This window comes from Pseudomonadota bacterium, assembly GCA_039028935.1.
In the GTDB taxonomy this organism is placed as follows: Bacteria; Pseudomonadota; Gammaproteobacteria; order Steroidobacterales; family SZUA-146; genus SZUA-146.
Genome location: JBCCHD010000001.1, coordinates 1 through 18,435 on the forward strand (window position 1 = coordinate 1; position 18,435 = coordinate 18,435).

Sequence of the window (18,435 nt, forward strand, 5' to 3'; positions counted from 1 at the left end):
ACTAATTAATTAAATAGTAGTAGAATGGATACCGTATTTCAAGCGCTTTCTTCCACCGTTCGCCGGCAGATGCTGGCGTATTTGTCAAAAACAAACCTAACCGCCGGTGAAATTGCCGACCGGTTTGATATGAGTAGACCGGCTGTTTCTAAGCACTTAAGCGTGCTGGAGAATGCGGGCTTGGTCGAAAGTGAGAAGAAGGGACTGCACGTGCACTACAGTTTGAACAAGGACAACCTGTTCGCTGGCATGAATGACTTCCTCGTCAACTTCTGTCCGGAGGGGCGTCCGCTGAAGTTGGAGAGCGCGGAAATCGAGAAGGGTCGCGTTAGCCGCCCCGACCAAGAACCAGATGCTTCCTAAACGTAGCGAAGGCAGTGAGGTTATCGTTGCCGATAGATTATCTTGAATTTCAGCGATTCGTTGTCGCACGGCGTTATTGGCATTCACCCGCCCGTCCCGACGTTGACACGTGAGTGATGGCAAGGGTGGCGTTTAAAAACGCAGCCGCCGGCGATGGGGCGAATTTGATCGATCTATAGCGGCTGGATTACGGCTCAGTACGATGGGCACAAGCGACACGCGCGGCATCGGCTAGCGGTACGAAACAGGTTTAGCCGCTGCGAATAGCGCGTCGATATCGAGTGCGGCTTCAACATGATCGGCGAGTGCATCGAGCGCGGTTTCAACGGCGGCCGCGTATTCGTACGCGCGAAAGGATGTCGCCCCGACGTTCTTCAACCAATACTCACGATATTGGTCGTTGGTAAACATACCGTGCACATACGTGCCCGCGATTCGGCCGTCTTTACTGGTGGCACCATCGAAGTGAGAATGAATTTGAAAAAGTGGTCGATCGCAGTCGGGGCCGTGCGTATCACCTACATGAATTTCGTACCCATTGATCGGTGCGCGACTTTGCTGACACGCGCCTGTGACTTGTTGGACGTTTTTCTCAGGCGTCATGGTTGTTTCCACATTCAGCAAACCGAGACCGTCTGCACTACCGGGCGGACCATCGACACCAGCAGGATCGTGGATTCGGTTCCCTAACAGTTGATAGCCACCACAAATACCAAGAACGCGTCCGCCCGCACGCACATGTGCGTGAATATCATGATCCCAGCCTTGTTCACGTAGAAAGGCGAGATCACCAAGCGTGGATTTTGTGCCGAATAGAATCACTACGTCGCTGTCACGAGGCAGCGGCTGTCCTGGCGGTGTCCAGGTAAACTCAACGCCGTGCTGCTGGCGAAGCGGGTCCGCGTCGTCAAAATTGGCCATGCGTGAGAGCATCGGGGCCGAGATCCGCAGCGTATCAGTTTGCGATGGAGCGAGTGGCGCAACATTCACGGCGTCTTCGGCTGGCAAGCGCGCAATGGTTGGAAGCCAGGGCACCACGCCAAATGCTTGCCAGCCGGTGTGGTCGACGATGGCGTCGACACCGGCATCAAAGAGCCGCGGATCGCCGCGGAATTTATTCACAATGAAGCCGGTAATCATGGCGGCGTCCGCTTTGTCGAGCACGGTTTGAGTGCCGACTAAGCTTGCGATTACGCCTCCGCGTTCGATATCTGCAATGAGACAGACTGGCACGCCCGCCTCACGCGCAAACCCCATGTTGGCGATGTCGCCTACGCGAAGGTTGATCTCCGCTGGGCTGCCCGCGCCTTCAACGATAATCAAGTCGAATTCGTCGGCAAGTCGAGTAAAGCTGTGCAGCACCGGTTTGAGCAGCGCGCCGCGCTCGCGCATGTAGTCGGCAGCGGCGCTCGTGGACACCGCCTTACCGTGCACCACCACTTGAGCGGTGCGATCCGTTTGCGGCTTTAACAACACCGGATTGAAGTCAATGCGGGGGTCGAGTTTGGCTGCTTGGGCTTGCAACGCCTGAGCACGACCGATCTCGCCGCCGTCTTGGCAAGCCGCTGCGTTGTTGGACATGTTCTGCGGTTTAAAAGGCGCGACCGACACACCGCGACGATAGGCGATGCGGACCAGCGCCGCGGTCAGAATCGATTTTCCGACGTCCGAACCCGTGCCTTGAAGCATGATGGCTTTGGCGGTCACGTTGCCATCTCCCCGTTTACAAACGGCAGGTTCACGCGCAACCCGCAGCATTCATCGCGCACAGACCATGCTCGGCGTGTTTCATCAATACTGTATTTACTCATCAGCGCTTGTGTTTCGCGTAGCGGCGTCAGGCCAGGCAATCGTCTCGCCGTACCCGATGGATGTTTTAAAATCGTCTGCGGTATTCCCGGTGGCAAACACCGCGCGCACCACGCCAGCATGACAGACAATGAGTGTCGTGCCGTCATGTTTTTTATAGTCATTCATCGCGTTGAGGCACCGGTCGCGAAAGGCGCGCACACATTCACCGCCGTGGGGCTTGGCATCGAGAAAGTCGGCGGCCCAGGCATCGAGTTCGTCGCGTGGCAAAGCCGACCAAGGCTGGCCTTCCCACTGACCAAAATCCATTTCGCGGACACGTTCGTCGATGTGCACGGACAGCTGTCGGCGCGAGGCGATGTTCTCCGCCAGTCGTCTAGCCCGCTGCAGTGGACTGGCAACGATGCGTTGGACAGTCGGCAGCGTTGCGACGGCCGTTTCGGCATCGCTCGCGAACGTGTTGGCTAGTTCGATGTCCAGCGCGCCGTAGCAAACGTCTTGACCCAGCACGGGTCGCGTATGACGCATTAAGAGGATTGCCACAGCAGCAATCCAAGGTAGAGACTCAGTTCACTGAGCTGTTGAACAGCGCCCAGCGTATCGCCTGTGTAGCCACCGAGGCGGCGTTCGAACAGCGCGCGCATAAACACATGGCCGACAAGAACCGCAACGAGCGCATAAACTGCGGCCGTAATCTCGGTGGCGACTGTAAGCCAGGCGAGCAGCAGCAGACCGGTGCCGCCGGCGACAAGCAGTCCGGTTTTGTCGATGCCAGCCGCCGTGGGTTTGCCGATACCGTGATCACGTACGTAGTGACCGGTTGCGATGACAGCAACTGCGGAGAGTCGCGACAGGCCGTGCGCCACAACAAACGCAATGACAACGAGTTGCGATGATAGAGCAGACAGTGCAGCGGCCTTGGCAGCGAGCACCATGACCAGCGCCAACGTACCGTAGGTGCCTATCCGACTGTCGCGCATGATCTCGAGCGACTGCTCACGCTCAATGCCGCCCAGACCATCAAAGGTATCGGCAAGCCCGTCTTCATGAAAGCCGCCGGTGATCAACAAGCCCGCACCGAGCGCAAGAATCACGGCAACCGTTGGGGTCAACGACGACTCGGCAAGAAGATAGACAAGCGCACAGAGCGCGCCAACCAACGCGCCAACCAACGGGTAGTAGCGCGCCGCCGCGGTGAGTCGTTCGGGCGTGAAGGCGTTGCCCACGGGGATAGGCAGTCGGGTCAGAAACTGCACGGCCAGTGCAAAAATCGCTAGTTCATTCAGCGCGCGTTGTTTCATGCCGGGCCATCCACACCTGCGCTATCGAAGCTTGCCATGTCTCGTAAAAAGGCACCGGCGGCCTGTACGAGTGGCCAGGCGAGCAGAGCGCCTGTGCCTTCACCGAGTCGCAGCCCAAGACCCAACAGCGGCTTAGCATCGAGCGATTGGAGCAGCGGCGTGTGGCCGCTCTCAACGGAATGGTGTGCGAACACGAGCGCGGGACGAATAGCGGGATCAATCGCGATCGCCGCTTGCGCTGCCGCCGAACAAATAAAGCCATCGACCAACACCAAACGTCTGGCACGAGCGGCGCCGAGCATCGCGCCGGCAATCATGACTATTTCAAAACCCGCGTATTCGCGCAGCGCGTCGTGAGGGGGGAGCTCAGAGGCGGTGCGCGCGGCCGCTTTAGTGAGCAAGTTCCGCTTGCGCTTGAGGCCCGCATCGTCATGACCCGTGCCACGTCCAGTTAATTGGGCGACTTCAATGCCCGTCAATTTGGCGGCGACCAGGCTCGCGGCTGCGGTGTTGCCAATGCCCATATCCCCGAACGCCACAACAGGGTGTGGGGCGTCGCGGCCCAGACACTCGCCGATGGTCAGCGCGGTCTGACATTCCTGTGCGGTCATGGCCGGTGCGTCGATCGCGTTGTCGGTGCCGCTTCGAATTCGATGGGACAACAGCGCGGCGTCATCGACCGGATCACCGGCGACCCCCGCATCGACGACCTGCATCGATACTCCCAGGGTATTGCAAAACACGTTCGCGGCGGCGCCACCCTGAAGGAAGTTGATGAGCATTTGGCGGGTGACAGACTGTGGATAGGCTGACACACCCTCTAGTGCCATGCCGTGGTCGCCGGCAAATATCGTTAAACCGCACGAGGACGTGTTAGGCGATAGGGAGCGCTGAAGTCGCGCGAGCTGCGCGGCCAGCGCTTCGATGCGGCCGAGTGACCCCACTGGCTTGGTCTTTCCGTCGATCAGTGCCTGCAGTCTGGTTTCGAATGCGGCGGATGAAAGATCGTCTGTGACAGAGTCAGGCGGTGGAGGCATGATGAGCATTCCGAAATATCTGCGTCAAAAACACCGGTCGATTCGCGTGTTGTGCCAAGTCTCTAAACCGGTCGGCGCAGTGTAACTGAAGTGGGCACACGAGCAGTATGCCGATTGCGTCAGTCGGACAATGATTCAACAGGCGCCGCGATCGTCATCACGCTGTCGCCCTGGCGGATCGGTGGACCCGCCAGTCCATAAATGCCATGCCCGGAAGCGGGTGCGATCACGGTTTCAACGACCTTGCCTTGGTAATCCCGAAGCGTGCCGAGAATGTCGCCCTTTTTTACTGGTCCGCTGTGACGGGTGGGTGTCCACAAACCGCTGTGATTGACAGGGACCGATTGGGTGCCGTCGAACAATCGGGGTTTGACGTTGTCTTTGGCGGGTAAGGGTTCCAGCATGCCCAAAAAGGCCAGCGCCCGACTCAGTCCGTCGACGATCAAGTTTACGTCTTGCTCACGGCGACTGCCGTTTTGTCCCACCTCGACGAGCACGGTGGGCAAGCCCTGCGCCACCGCTTGCCGATTTAACGAACGGCGTCGATCAACCTGCGCCTGTGTGTTCATTTTGTACCGGACAACGTTTGGAAAGCCCATCGCCAACGCCACTCCGAGCGCCGTGTCGTAATCGCTCGCGAGCGGCCCACCATACACGCCGATGAACGCCTCCAGCCATTCGGCGCCATCACCGCTATGAACATCGAAAACAAAGTCCGCTCTGGGGATGACCTGGGAGGATAGGGCGTAAGCAATTCTCTCAGTTTGAGTGCCGTCCGGCGTCCCGGGAAACGACCGATTGAGATTTTTACGGTCGAATGGGTTCACATACGGAGAGCGGTTTTCAAAGGCCGGTATGTTGGCCACTCGCACGATGATCAACGTGCCGCGCAGTGTCGACGGTGCTAGGCGTTCGATCAGTCGATCTGCGGCGATAATGGGTGCAAATTCATAGCCATGCACCCCTGCAACCATCAACGCTGTGGGGCCGTTTTCGGTACCGCGAATAACCGACAGTGGAATGTGGGTTGCCGGTGCGCGTTCCGAGGCGTCGATAGGGAGTGAAAAATGATGAGTCTCGCCGATCCCAATGGCAAACGGGTCGGTATGAGGTGGCTCTTGGGCCAGCACGAACGGATTGTGGGTCAACCACGCGGCAATCGTCAGCATCAATATTAATCGATATTTCATGACACGGCCTTCACACTCATTTGCATCATCAAACACTATAGTTCAATCAACTCAAATTGTGTTAACGTCCGCTTGTGATCATCCATAGCAATAAAGTACGTTTTAGCTTGGTGCTGCTTCTGGTAGTCGGCCATGCGTACGCCATTGCACACGCGGCTGAACACAGCATTGGTCATCACGGTCACGAATGTCAGCAGTGCGTCTATGGCGCTCAAAATGACGATAATTCCGACGCCATGCTGGAGTCTGCACCCGACGCGGTTATTCGATCACACCGCGATCAGCCCGACTGTTCCACCGTTGATCACGATCCTCTTGTCGTCGATTTTGTTCTCCCCCCGCCAACCGGTCCCCCTACTGCCGACTGATCGACTCATTTAAGTGACGTGACACTGAGGCCTGCGCTGAAGCCAGCACAGTGCCGTGTTCGCCCATGTGGCGAATCAATGTTGGTTGTCCGTTTGTAGTTCGTGACGTTCACACAAGGTGTGTGCGCGTTTGCTTCGTGTAAATTTTGAACATTGTAGGGGATTCATCATGCTTAGTTATAAGCAAACTTGTCCGGGCGTGCGGCGTGCCGGACGCCGACCTGTGGCTTACGGCGTGTTGCCATTGGTCACCGCGGTTGCGTTTTCATTGGCAGGACCCGGCGCCTTGGCGCAGACTGAGGATTCGTCGAATCAGGTAGTCGAGAATGTGTTTGTCATCGGTGAGCGGCGCGCCTACCAGGGTGCCTTCGATACACAGGAAGTGCCATCAGTCACCCAAGTCGTGGGAGCCGAGCTGATTGAAGAAGTGGGCGCGCTCAACCTCAACGAGGCGCTGGATCTGTCCGCGACCGTTGCGCGGCAGAATAACTTTGGTGGCTTGTGGAACAGTTTTTCTATCCGTGGTTTTTCTGGTGACATTAACCTTCCAAGTGGGTTTCTCGTTAACGGATTCAATGCCGGTCGAGGCTTTGGCGGGCCCCGTGATCTGGTCGGTATTGAAGCGGTTGAAATCTTAAAAGGACCTCGGTCAGCCTTGTTTGGGCGTGGTGAGCCAGGCGGTACCGTAAATTTGGTGACGAAACGCCCCGAGTTTGAGACGGGTGGCAACGCTCGCTTGACGCTCGGCAGTTGGCAACAGGTTCGTGTCGAAGGCGACTACCAAACCACCTTCGGTGTTGATGATGGAGTGGGTTTGCGCCTGGTCGGCTTCTATGAAGATGCGGAGAGTTTTCGGGACACCGTTGAAACCAATCGCATCGGCTTTTATCCGTCGATCACATTTAATTTGACCGATGAAACGCGCTTGACGTACGAACTGGAATACACCGAGCAGGAAATTCCGTTCGATCGGGGTGTCGCGTTTACCGAGGACTTTGGCTTTACGCCGCGCGACACCTTTGTAGGCGAGCCGGGTGACGGTCCAATCGATACCGAAGTCGTCGGGCATCAGCTTGAACTTCAGCATAACTTCTCGGACAACTGGAGTTTGCTCGCCGGTTTTGGATTCCGCACCACATCCCTGGAAGGGAACGCGTCGGAGACCAACTTTGGTGGTCGTCAAACGCTGTTTCTCGACGGCCAAACGCTGTCGCGTTTTTTCCGTTTCCGCGACTTTGACTCCGACTACACCGTATTGCGTGCCGAAATAGCAGGTCAATTTGATACGGGCAGCGTGCAGCATCGACTGCTGTTCGGCATGGACTACGATCAGTTCGAAAACAGTTTGTTTATATTGCGCTTCCGTCCCGGCTTTTTCCCGGCTGGAACCGATATCAACACACTGGATCCGGCGGAGTATCTGTTTCTCGACGTGTTTAATCCGGTTTACGGCCAGTTTCCTCAGCCTGTTCCGGGTCCGAACACCGATCGTGAGGAAGATCTCGATGGGTTCGGTTTTTACCTTCAAGATCAAATCGACATCACCGAACAGTTTCAGGTTCGATTGGGGTTGCGATGGGATGACTTTGAGCAGGATTTGACCAATCTACGTGCGGACCCTGTGACGACGACCACATCGTCGGACACTCGAGTCTCGCCTCAGGTCGGTGCTGTGTATTTGGTTAACGATGGTTTCAGCGTCTACGGGTCTTATGGCGAAGGTTTCCGTCAGCAAACGGGTTCCGACTTTCAGGGTAACCAGTTTGATCCCAATGTCACGGAGTCAGCAGAGCTTGGCTTCAAGCTGGATTTGAGCTACTTCAATAGCAATGTCAACGGTTCGCTGACCGCAACGATCTTCCAAGTTGATCAAAGCAATATTTTGGTCAACGACGATCGTCCCGAAGCGGTGGCGGCGGGGTTCTTCTCGCGCTCGGCGGGTGAAGCTCGGAGTCGCGGTCTCGAACTGGACGCTAATTTGGAAACCCAGAGCGGATGGAGCGTATGGTTTTCGTATGCGTTTACCGATGCGGAATTTACCAACAGTAACCCCGACGCCGATTTCGGTGCTCAGATTGAAGCCGGTGATTCACTGATCAATTCGCCTGAACATCAGTTGAACGTCCAAGTGAGTAAACGGTTTGATGTTAATGGCCGGGCGGCTCAGGTGGGCGCCGGTTTGCAGTATACCGATGAGCGTTTAGGTTGGACGGCGTTCGATTTCTTTTTGCCAAGTTACACAACGGCAAGATTGTTTGGTGAGATCGAATTGACGGACGCCGTAACCGTGCGGCTTGATGTCGACAATCTCTTCGATGAGACGTTTTATACCAACTCGTTCGCCGATGTGTGGGTCGAGCCCGGTACGCCGCAGCGCTTCCGCCTGTCGGCACTGTTCGACTTTTAGGAGTGACTCCGATGTCGAATGCTCTTTTGGTCGCGGATAACCTGACAGTGTCTCGTGGCGGTCGACAGGTGCTCGACTCGGTGAGTTTTGCAGTTGAGAAGGGCGGCGTGTTCGCCCTTCTCGGCGGCAACGGTGCCGGGAAATCGACGACCCTGCTCACCCTACTTGGTTTAATTACGCCGACTTCGGGTGAGGCCCGTATCAATGGCAATCGCGTGCACGATAATCTTGCTGAGATCCGGCGAATGACGGCCTATCTGCCCGAATCGGCCAATCTCTATCCGCATCTCACGGCGCGAGAAAACCTGGATTACTTTCTGGCACTTGCCGGTTTGCGTCGCTCGGACGCCGAAATCGAGCAAGCGCTTCATAAAGTCTCGCTCGCGTCGGACGCGCGCCATCGCCGACTGGCCGAATATTCTAAAGGAATGCGGCAAAAGGTGGCGATCGCACTGGCGGTCTTGCGCGATACACCTTTACTACTATTGGATGAGCCCACCTCAGGGCTCGATCCGGTGGCGGTCGATGAGTTTAATGCGCTGATTGTGGAACTGTCGGCGGGTGGTACGACCGTCATGATGGTGACGCACGATGTGTACGGTGTGTGCCACGTCGCGCGAAGCGTTGGACTGCTTCGCCACGGCAAGCTGGTCTCGGTGTTTGATGCGCCGGAGGGCGGGAACTTTGATCCCGAGACATTGCACGAAGCGTTTACAAGTCGGGGTGTGGCATGAACAGCGCGTTGCGCATCGCGCTGGAAGAGTGGCGATTCTGGTTGCGTTCCCGATTGGCTATCAGCGCCGCCGCATTGATGTTTGTGCTCATTGTGGCGGCCGTTGTCAGTACCGTTTCGCGAATGCAGTCTGAAGCCGAGACTCGCCACGCTATGCAGGATGCCGCTGAAAAAACGTTTCTCGCCCAGCCTGACCGTCATCCCCATCGCATGGTGCACTACGGGCATTACGTGTTTCGCGCTCCGGCTCCGCTTGCTGTGATCGATCCAGGTGTCGATCCTCTGACGGGTACGGTGATGTTTCTGGAAGGGCATCGCCAAAATTCGGCCACCTTTCCGGCGACTTACGATACGCCTTATGCCGCCGGTTTTCGGTTGCTGACGCCCGCCTTTACCTATCAGGTGCTGGTGCCTCTTGTACTGATCGTCGTGGGGTTTTCAATCATGGCCCGTGAGCGAGAACTGCAAACCGACACGCAGCTTGTCGCACAGGGCGTGAGTCCACTGACGGTTTGGCTAGGAAAATCGCTCGCTCTGATCGGACTCAGTGTTCTTATTATGCTGCCTTTGGTATGCGCCGCCGTATTGACCTCGCGTGGTGAATCCGGATCCACCGTGGGCACTCTGTTAATGGCCTATTTTTTGTATCTGGCCGCCTGGTCATTTGCCATTGTCGGCTTTTCGGCTCGAGCGCAGACTGCGGCGATGTCTCTGCTTTGGTGTTGCGTGGCGTGGCTTGCAGTGACGATTTTGGTGCCGCGTTTGGCGAGCGATGTGAGCAGTGCGCTCGCACCAGTAGCCGGGAAAATACAAACGGATTTGGCGCTCATCGAAGAGCTGCGCAAATTGGGCGATGGCCATAATGCGTCGGATCCGGCATTTGATGCGTTAAGAGCTCGCGTGCTCGAGCAGTATGGGGTGGACGAAATCGAGAAGCTACCCGTTAACTATCGCGGCATTGTTGCCGAAGCCTCAGAAGCGCGTCTGACCGATGTGTTGAATCAATTTGCCGAAGAGCGGATGCAAAACGAATTGGCCCAAACCCACATCGCTGGTCGCGGCGCGTTTCTTTCACCGATGGTGGCGATCAAGCACGCGTCGTTGCGACTGGTTGGGAGCGATCTTCGCAATCACCATCGTTATCTGCGTGAGGCCGAAGCGGCGCGCTTCGAGTTTGTGCAGGGCCTTAATCGCGCTCATATCCATGACCTCTCCTACCAAGACGATATCAATCGCAATAATGGGGATGAGGCTTCGAGGCGCGCTCGGGTGAGTGCGGATAATTGGCGCGTACTGCAGTCGTTCAATTTTCAACCGACCGCAGCGAGTGATCGTATCCAGGCGGCCGGCGGTATGATGCTGATGCTCTTTCTTTGGTTTGCGGCGATGGCGGTATTTGCTTTTAAAGGTGTCAATAACAGCGAGGAGCGATTCCATGCGGGGTGAATTTCAGCGCGAATGGTGGTTTTTCATGCGTGATCGCCAGGCTGTCATGACGGTGATGGCGGCGTTTTTGTTGGCCGTCATAGCGGTTGGCATCGGCTTGCGTCATGTCGCCATTCAGCACAATGAAATCGCGATTCTAGAAAACAGCACGCTGGCTGATTTGAACGATAAGTTAGCGGATGAAACCGACCCTGGCAGTGCGGCGTACTACGGATTTCGGTTTGTTTACGACCCGCCGAGTGAGTTGGCGTTTGCGGCACGTGGCGTGCGCGATCAGTTGCCGTGGAAGCATCGGCTACGGCTGTTGGCACTCGAAGGTCAAATTTACGAGCACGATAGCGGTAACCCACAGCTTGCACAGGCCGGGAGCATTGACTATGCGTTTCTGATCGCTGTGCTGGTGCCGCTGCTCATCATTTTGATGCTGCATGATTTAGTCCACGTTGAGCGACGTAACAACCGTTTCGATTTGCTGGCGGTTACGGCCGGCAACGCAAGCACAACGATTCGATGGCGTGCCGGTGTTCGGTTGCTGGCGCTGACCGTCGCATTGGTGCTGCCATTTGTGCTCGCGTCCACTTGGTCGGGTGCCAGCGCGTTAAAGGTGACCTGGCTGGTGCTCACGACGGCCGCCTACATTGTGTTTTGGGGGGTGTTGGTGACCGTGTTAGCGCGGCGGGTGCCGACTGCCGCTGCGGCGGCCGCGTCGTTGCTTGGCGTATGGGTGGTGTTGGTGTTAGTTGTGCCGCTAACGGCTGCTTCCATTGCCGAGAGACGCATCGCCGTGCCCGAAGGCGGTGAAATTCTGCTGCAACAACGAGAAGTGGTTAATCGCGCGTGGGATTTACCGGAGGAGGAGACGATGGAGGCCTTCGTAGTAACGCACCCAGAGTGGGCGGACTACGTGGAAACCGGCGACGGCTTCGAATGGAAATGGTACTACGCATTTCAGCAGGTCGGCGATCAGGCGGTGGCCGACGCATCGAGCGCCTTGCGTCGCGGAGTGCGCGAACGCGACGACACTATGGCGGCCGCTGCCTGGCTGTCGCCACCTTTACTTATCGATCGGTTTTTTACACGGCTGGCGCGTACGGATATCTCGGCCTACCAGCGCTACGAGCAATGCGCGCGGCGTTATCACGCGTATTTAAGAAAAGCGCACTATCCGATGATTTTTGATGCAGAGCCATTTGACGTTGGGCCTCTGCTTGCTCTGGATAACACCAAGGCTTGTTCTTAACGGAGCCCTGTATCGGGAGAATGGTCGCTTGCATTTTTAGTGGATTGCGCAACACTTATGATTTGCGCTGAGAAAATCCATGACCATCTCACTCAAAGACGTGACGGCCTTTTTGGCCGTTTATGAGTCCGGGGGCGTAAACGCGGCGTCGAGACGTCTAAGCGTCTCAAAATCCGTTATTTCCAGTAGATTGTCATCGCTGGAAGAGGAGATCGGTACTCCGTTGTTTATTCGCTCGACGAAGTCCACTACACCTACCGGTGCGGGAACCTTGTTCTATCAACGCGCCTCGGCTGTTGCGCGCAGCCTCGAAGATGCGGTCGAAGATGTTCGGCCAGAGAACCGAGGATTGTGCGGTACGTTGCGCATTGCCGCGCCGGTGAGTTTTACGTTGGCGCGACTTCAAGCGCCTGTCATTGAATTTGCCGGTCGCCATCCAGAGCTGCGCGTGTCGGTAAGCCTCAATGATGAGCAGGTTGACCTTGCGACGGGCGTCTTCGACTTAGCGGTGCGGGTGGGTCGGCTGCGCGACTCGACGCTCAAAGCGCGCAAGCTAGCTAGCGCGCGTCGAGTGCTGTGCGCGTCCCCGGCGTATTTGAGCGAGCGCGGTACACCGAAGTCACTTGCGGATTTGATCGATCATGACACGATCGGCTATGCCAACGCTCCGATCAGCCGCGAGTGGGAATTCAAAGACGCCTCGAGCGATACATGGGACCCGGTTAAAGTGGTGCCAAGGTTTGTGAGCAATAATGGTGAGACCATGCGCGCCGCCTTGCTCGCGGGCTTGGGACTGTGTGCAATCCCTGAGTTTTTAGTCGCGGACGACTTGGAATCGGGGCAGTTGGTGCGCGTCTTAGCGGAATACGAACTCACACTCGACGGAATTTATTGCGTGTACATGCCAGGCAGAGAGCAGTCGAAGAAAGTCCGTGCGTTTATCGACCATTTGGTCAGTCACTTTGGTGGCGCGGCCTTGCCGGATTCAGGCTAAGCACAAAAACGACCTGTTTGGTGATCCCGAACACGCTGTTCGTCCTCGCTGACTTAACGCACCAATTCAGAATGTTTATCCTCCTTGCAAGACGAATCGGGAGGGTTAAATGTCTATCCAAAACCGCCTTTTACCATTAAGCGCGTTGGCGCTTTCGTTTCTCACTGTGGGCTGCGCCCACTCGACACCTCCGGCGATGAGCAGCCCTGTCCTAGCATCCGCTGGGGCGTTGGCGTTTGATGAGGGTAACGTGCTCTTTGTCGGTGATTCGAGGGCAGGACTTGTGCATGCCTTTGATCTGAGTAACCGTATCGAAGATCAGTCGGAGTATCAGGTGGGGCGCGCACAGACGTTTGAAGGTCGAACCATCATCGACGGCATCGATCGACAGATTGCGGCACTGCTTGGTGTCGACGCCGATCAGGTGCTGATTAATGACATGGTCGTGCACAAAGCCAGTAAGCAGATCTTTCTTTCGGTGCATCGTGGACTAGGGCCTGACGCGGAGGCACTAATCCTTCGCGTAAACAAAGGCCGTCTTGAGCTGGTTGATACGTCCGGGGCGATTCATACGGCCCAAAGTGTCGGTCCGGTGCCGGATGTCGAAACACTCGAATTCGGACAACCACTCAATAGCCTAGCGATTACCGACATTGATTTCTACCACGGTGAATTATTTGTTGCGGGCGTGTCGAACGATACGTTTAGTTCGACACTGAGGCGGATGAACTATCCTTTCGAGGGCGATGTAAAAACATCGTCCATCGAAATCTGGCACGCGGTTCATGCGCAATATGAGACTCGGGCGCCGATTATCACGCAGACCATCGCAGAGTTGGACGGTGATCCAACCCTCATTGCAATTTATGCCTGCACACCGATTGTGCGAATACCGCTTGAGCAACTCAAAGACGGTGCGAATGTTCGCGGCGACATGATCGGAGAGATGGGTTTTGGCAATACGCCGATAGACATCGTGCACTATGTGAATGGCTGGGATCAGACTCAGAATGTGATCGTAACAAACACCAATCGAAGCGCGGTGCAGATTCCTCTTACCGCGTTAGCCGGCGCCGAATCGATGCCGAGCGGTGAAGGGGTGCCACCAAACTTCACAGTGAGTGGCGTCACGCAATACCCGATGCCACTGAGTGGTACGCTGCATTTAGACACATTGGATGAACAATACGCAGTGGTCATTCGACGCAGTCCAGAGAACGTGCAGAATATCCAGTTGCACACGCTGCCGATGCCGTTTTTCTTTGATCGGGCCGACCACATCGTTGAAATGAACTGGGCGGATGGGCCTGATCCATTCGGATACAAATCGGCGCCCCCAATCCAATTTGACGAATGAGTTCGTCCGGTGGGGCAGTGCGGCGTCTGATCTTCGTCGCGCTTCTATCGATATGGGGTCAAGCGGCGCACGCGGAGCCGTTCGTAACCTTTGACGCACAGGATGCTTCGCTCAGTATTCATCACCTTACTGCGCAACAGCGTCGCGATATCGTTGCGCATCCGGATGCCGTCACATTGCGGCTTGCGGGTGCAACGGGCGGTATGCTGCTCACGGTGATAGAGGAGACACCCACGATCCGAATAACGCCTCGCTTTCGACTTCTGTCCGGTCGTGAGTATGAGCTGTCCATCAAGCGAGACCATGACATTTGGTTTACGGCGCCGGTTAAAACGCCAAGACAACGTGCACCGACGCCGACCGTGCACTCGCTACACCCAACGACCATTCGCGTGCCGGCCAATGCTCTTAAGTGGTACTTACGGTTTTCCGAGCCCATGTCTCGCGGCCAACTCAGGCAGCGAGTCGCGTTGTTCGATGAAGCCGGTCAACAGGTTGAGCACCCGTTTCTTAATCTTAAGCGTGAACTGTGGGACGCCGATCAAACGCAGCTCACCTTGCTGTTTGATCCGGGGCGCGTAAAACGGGAGGTGGGTCCGAACCGGCACGCGGGAGCGCCACTTGTCGCGGGCAAGCGCTATACATTGCTCATCTCTGGTGAGCTACAAAGCGCTGAAGGCCAACCGCTCGGCCAGGATCATCGATTGACGCTTGAAGTGGGTCCCGCCGAGCGCACGACATTCAATCCCGATCGTTGGGTGATCGGGCCACTGCAGTCCGGCTCTCAACGGCCGCTGACGATTGCGTTCGACCGAGTAATGGACGCCAGCGCTGCGCGTCATGCCATTCGTATCCAGGATAATTGTGGCCAAGCTGTGATCGGCACCACTCATTCAGATGGAACGCGCTGGCACTTTACCCCCGTCGATTCTTGGCGGGCCGGTCATTATTCCATCTTGATCGACCCAGCGTTAGAGGACATTGCCGGTAACACCATGGCGGCACCGTTCGATCGGCGCTTCGATCCTGCGCGTCGGCGCGCGCCTGCGCCGGCCTATGCACGACCGTTTTCGATTGGCGAAAATGCGTCAAACGGCGCTCGCCGTTCGATATCGTCAGAGGGTCATTGAGTTGGCTTTGGCAATGGAGGCCTTAATTCCGGATCCAGTAAGGGGCGCCGCGACCAGTCTTCCTCTTTGTACTGCGCTTCTAAGTAATCCAAGATTTGTTTTTCTTGTTCCGGCGGAATGGGCCACAGGTTTTGGGTGGCCTGCATCCAGCGGATAGTCTTGAGCCAAAACGCGCGATCGCCGCGCTGGGTGGTGACCAAAAGCAGCGAATGGCAGCCGCTGCAGTGTGCGCGCACGAGCGCGTCTCCGTCGCCCGGTTTGAGGTCGCTTGCCTGACTGTTCGAGGCCAGCGTAAGAAAAAGCAAAAGTAGTAGGCTCGCCCTCTGCATACGCTAGACCGCTTGAACCGCGATGCGATGACACGCATTGTTTAAATAGCCCTTGGGATTCCAGCCCGGTAAGAGCATCGGTTGTGCGCGGCCCATCTCGTCTGTCGCCCGCACAAAAATCTCATGGTATCCGGTTGAGGGCAGGCGCACATCGGCTTGCCAGGCCTGCCAGGCTAAGCGATTGTCGGGCGCCGCTAATTCGGCTTGTTGCCAGGTGGCGCCAAAATCGCAGCTCGTGTGCACCGCGTCCACTTTGAAATCCCCAGCCCACGCTTTACCGCGCACGCGGAAACGTTTGTTGTGTGGCGCGGTTGAGCCGGACCGTGGAAAAGTGATGAGTGACTTGACCGGCATCGATTCGATTATGCACATGTCCTGCTCGGCGACCTGTGTGCCGGGTGCAACGGGGTCACACGGCACGCGATACGAATAGCCTTGCATTTTCGGTCCGTCATGTACGCGATCACGCACTAATAGCGTGGTTAGCCATTTGCCCGAAACAGAGCCGGGCCAGCCGCCTAAGACCAAACGCAGTGGCGCGCCGTGCAATGGATCGATCGGTTTGCCGTTGAGCTCAAACGCGATTAACGATTCTGCTTCCAAGGCCTTGGCCACGGGCACGCCGCGCGAAATGACCTTCTTGTTCGGGTCGCCCGATAGATGGCGGTCGGCACCTTCGTAGGCGACGTACACCGCGTCATCGCTGACACCGCAATACTCGAGCACCTCTTTTAACCGCACGCCTGTCCATTTGGGACAACCGATTGCACCGGTTGACCATTGATTGCCCGACGCGCGCGGGCGGAACTCGGAGCGACCGTTACCACCACATTCAAGCTGCAAAGCGAGGGTGACCGTCGTGAACCTTTCTTTCAGCTCGCGAATGGAAAACGAAGTGGGGCGCAGACACGATTCGCCTTTGACCTGTAGCGACCAGTTGTCGGCATTCATCGACTTCGGCAGTAATCCATTGTTTCGTACAAACAGATGGCGTGTCGGTGTCACGATGTCATCGAGCAAATGCGCCGGACACTCGGCATTAAGTGGTCGATCGTTTAAAACGCGTAGAGCACTTTTGTCAACGCCGTTTTCCACTGCACGGACTAGCGTGGGCGGAGCGAGCACGAAACTGCCCGCGCTTAAAATAAATGACCGTCGATCGAATTTCATCGCCTCTCCTTACGGGTCTAGAGTGAGGGAGGGACCTCGACAGTCCCACTATCGGGTGTCATGCCCTGTCACTTAAAACGCTCAGTACAGCCGCTTCACGCAATACGGTCGTTTGCGCTACCGAGGTCGCGCCGAAGCAGCAATCGGTGCGCGGCATAGACGCCCTGGTCATGCTGGATCGTGATCCACGCGATCGCTTGGCACGGTAACCGTATTGCCCGAATGGTGATCATAACTTCCCGTTTGACGTTGCAACACATGAAGGGTTGTTTGCCCGACACTCTATTCGAAGCACCATTCTATACCATACAATCATAGACTGTGCTCAGGATGATTTTATATGCGATAACGCACTGTCTCCCAATCGACTCACTCATGTTCATCAAAGAAATTCATATCTATCGAAAAGAACTGCCGATAAAAGACGGTCCGTACATCATGTCGGATATCACACTTGAGCAGGTCGATTCGACCATTGTCGAGATCGTGACCAACACCGGTTTAGTCGGCTATGGTGAGACCTGTCCGCTGGGAGCGGTGTATCAACCGGCGCATGCGCTCGGCGCGAGAGCCGCGTTGAGGCAATTGTGTCCCGGTCTGATCGGTGAATCCCCGCTGGCCATTGATACGGCGCATCGCAATATGAATGAGTTGCTCAATGGGCATCGCTATGCCAAAGCCGCATTGGATATTGCGCTGTGGGATATTTGCGGCAAGCACTATAACGTGCCGCTGTGCACGTTGTTAGGTGGTGCGGTTGCGCCTTCGGTGCGCACTTACTATGCGCTGGGTATTGATTCGCCAGAAGACACGGCGCGACGGGCGAGTGACAAAGCACGGGAAGGATTTTCGCGATTGCAGGTGAAAGTCGGTGGCCGTACGATCGACGAAGACATTGCCACCCTTCATCAAGTCGCCGAGGCAGTGGGTCAGCGTGTTAAGTTAGTAGCGGATGCCAATCGCGCCTGGACCGCCGCGGATCTTCTGCAGGTTAGTACGGCATGCCGGTCAGTTCCGCTGGTGCTTGAGCAGCCGTGTGACTCGCTCCAGGAGATCGCTCGCGTTCGCGCCCAGCTTTGTCACCCTGTCTTTATCGATGAGCGCAGCGAATCCATTGCCGCTATGCTCACCTGCATTGAACGCGGTATCGCGGATGGATTCAGCCTGAAGGCGACGCGTCTTGGCGGTGTCAGCGCGATGCGCACCGCGCGCGATGTCTGTGCGGCGAGGTCTCTGCCTCACACCTGCGACGACGCGTGGGGTGGGGACATTATCGCTGCGGCGTGCGTGCATCTAGGCGCGACGGTGGATCCAAGATTGTTTGAGGGCACCTGGATTGCTGCGCCGTATATCGATGAACATTATGATGAAAAACAGGGTGTCCGGATAGAAGGAGGTCGTATTGGCGTGCCTTTGGGTCCGGGCTTAGGCGTTGTGCCGCCGGCTGGTTTTTTTGGGTCGGCATTGTGCTCGTTTGGCTGACCGAGACTGAACGTGAGATCTTTTCGAGGTGGTCAAAGCGATGTCGACGCAGTGAAGAGTTAATGGAGACGCGCACACA

At 56.5% G+C, this 18,435-nt stretch carries 17 protein-coding genes; 10 read left to right on the plus strand and 7 right to left on the minus strand.

All coding sequences use genetic code 11. The features are described from left to right. Positions 1-24 precede the first annotated feature (24 nt). A complete protein-coding gene (locus AAF465_00005; GenBank protein MEM7081108.1) occupies positions 25-363 on the plus strand; it encodes a metalloregulator ArsR/SmtB family transcription factor in 339 nt (112 codons plus the stop codon). A gap of 231 nt (positions 364-594) precedes the next feature. Here the strand turns inward: AAF465_00005 and AAF465_00010 are convergent, their stop codons facing one another. The 5 genes from AAF465_00010 to AAF465_00030 form a co-directional block, all read right to left on the minus strand. Then, a complete protein-coding gene (locus tag AAF465_00010) occupies positions 595-2,052 on the minus strand; it encodes a cobyric acid synthase (GenBank protein ID MEM7081109.1) in 1,458 nt (485 codons plus the stop codon). A 114-nt stretch (positions 2,053-2,166) separates the two neighbouring features. Next, a complete protein-coding gene (locus AAF465_00015) occupies positions 2,167-2,715 on the minus strand; it encodes a histidine phosphatase family protein (GenBank protein ID MEM7081110.1) in 549 nt (182 codons plus the stop codon). Continuing rightward, positions 2,700-3,473 carry an adenosylcobinamide-GDP ribazoletransferase gene (gene cobS / locus AAF465_00020; GenBank protein ID MEM7081111.1) on the minus strand — a complete coding sequence of 258 codons (774 nt, stop codon included), beginning with the start codon at positions 3,471-3,473 and terminating at the stop codon, positions 2,700-2,702. The genes AAF465_00015 and cobS overlap by 16 nt, the downstream gene beginning before the upstream one ends. Next, positions 3,470-4,510, minus strand: coding sequence for a nicotinate-nucleotide--dimethylbenzimidazole phosphoribosyltransferase (cobT, locus tag AAF465_00025; GenBank protein ID MEM7081112.1), 1,041 nt, complete (start codon positions 4,508-4,510; stop codon positions 3,470-3,472). Before cobT ends, cobS begins: the two co-directional genes overlap by 4 nt. Positions 4,511-4,629: 119 nt before the next feature. Then, positions 4,630-5,700: a M14 family metallopeptidase gene (locus tag AAF465_00030; GenBank protein MEM7081113.1), complete on the minus strand. Its 1,071-nt coding sequence runs from the start codon at positions 5,698-5,700 to the stop codon at positions 4,630-4,632. A gap of 74 nt (positions 5,701-5,774) precedes the next feature. On the opposite strand from AAF465_00030, the gene AAF465_00035 reads away from it, so the two are divergent. The 8 genes from AAF465_00035 to AAF465_00070 all read left to right on the plus strand — a co-directional run bounded on the left by AAF465_00035 (position 5,775) and on the right by AAF465_00070 (position 15,375). Beyond that, positions 5,775-6,068, plus strand: a complete 294-nt coding sequence (locus AAF465_00035; protein ID MEM7081114.1) for a hypothetical protein — start codon at positions 5,775-5,777, stop codon at positions 6,066-6,068. Positions 6,069-6,237: 169 nt separating this feature from the next. Then, positions 6,238-8,475 (plus strand): TonB-dependent receptor, encoded by a 2,238-nt coding sequence (locus AAF465_00040; protein ID MEM7081115.1) that lies wholly within the window; start codon positions 6,238-6,240, stop codon positions 8,473-8,475. A gap of 11 nt (positions 8,476-8,486) precedes the next feature. Then, a complete protein-coding gene (locus AAF465_00045) occupies positions 8,487-9,209 on the plus strand; it encodes an ABC transporter ATP-binding protein (protein ID MEM7081116.1) in 723 nt (240 codons plus the stop codon). Next, entirely contained in the window at positions 9,206-10,654 is a 1,449-nt protein-coding gene (locus AAF465_00050; protein ID MEM7081117.1) for a DUF3526 domain-containing protein, read from the plus strand. The genes AAF465_00045 and AAF465_00050 overlap by 4 nt, the downstream gene beginning before the upstream one ends. Further along, positions 10,644-11,894: a DUF3526 domain-containing protein gene (locus AAF465_00055; protein MEM7081118.1), complete on the plus strand. Its 1,251-nt coding sequence runs from the start codon at positions 10,644-10,646 to the stop codon at positions 11,892-11,894. Before AAF465_00050 ends, AAF465_00055 begins: the two co-directional genes overlap by 11 nt. Positions 11,895-11,973: 79 nt before the next feature. Continuing rightward, on the plus strand, positions 11,974-12,888 hold the full coding sequence (locus AAF465_00060) for a LysR family transcriptional regulator (GenBank protein ID MEM7081119.1): 915 nt from the start codon (positions 11,974-11,976) through the stop codon (positions 12,886-12,888). Between the two features lie 109 nt (positions 12,889-12,997). Then, positions 12,998-14,245, plus strand: a complete 1,248-nt coding sequence (locus AAF465_00065) for a hypothetical protein (protein MEM7081120.1) — start codon at positions 12,998-13,000, stop codon at positions 14,243-14,245. Then, positions 14,242-15,375, plus strand: a complete 1,134-nt coding sequence (locus AAF465_00070) for an Ig-like domain-containing protein (protein MEM7081121.1) — start codon at positions 14,242-14,244, stop codon at positions 15,373-15,375. The genes AAF465_00065 and AAF465_00070 overlap by 4 nt, the downstream gene beginning before the upstream one ends. Here AAF465_00070 and AAF465_00075 read toward each other — a convergent pair. Both AAF465_00075 and AAF465_00080 read right to left on the minus strand, forming a co-directional pair. Further along, a complete protein-coding gene (locus AAF465_00075; GenBank protein ID MEM7081122.1) occupies positions 15,369-15,704 on the minus strand; it encodes a hypothetical protein in 336 nt (111 codons plus the stop codon). The two genes, AAF465_00070 and AAF465_00075, sit on opposite strands and share 7 nt — an antisense overlap. Before the next feature lie 3 nt (positions 15,705-15,707). Continuing rightward, a complete protein-coding gene (locus AAF465_00080) occupies positions 15,708-16,874 on the minus strand; it encodes a sulfite oxidase (GenBank protein ID MEM7081123.1) in 1,167 nt (388 codons plus the stop codon). Between the two features lie 375 nt (positions 16,875-17,249). Between AAF465_00080 and AAF465_00085 the strand changes: the two genes are divergently transcribed. Then, positions 17,250-18,356 (plus strand): mandelate racemase/muconate lactonizing enzyme family protein, encoded by a 1,107-nt coding sequence (locus AAF465_00085; protein MEM7081124.1) that lies wholly within the window; start codon positions 17,250-17,252, stop codon positions 18,354-18,356. Positions 18,357-18,435 lie beyond the last annotated feature (79 nt).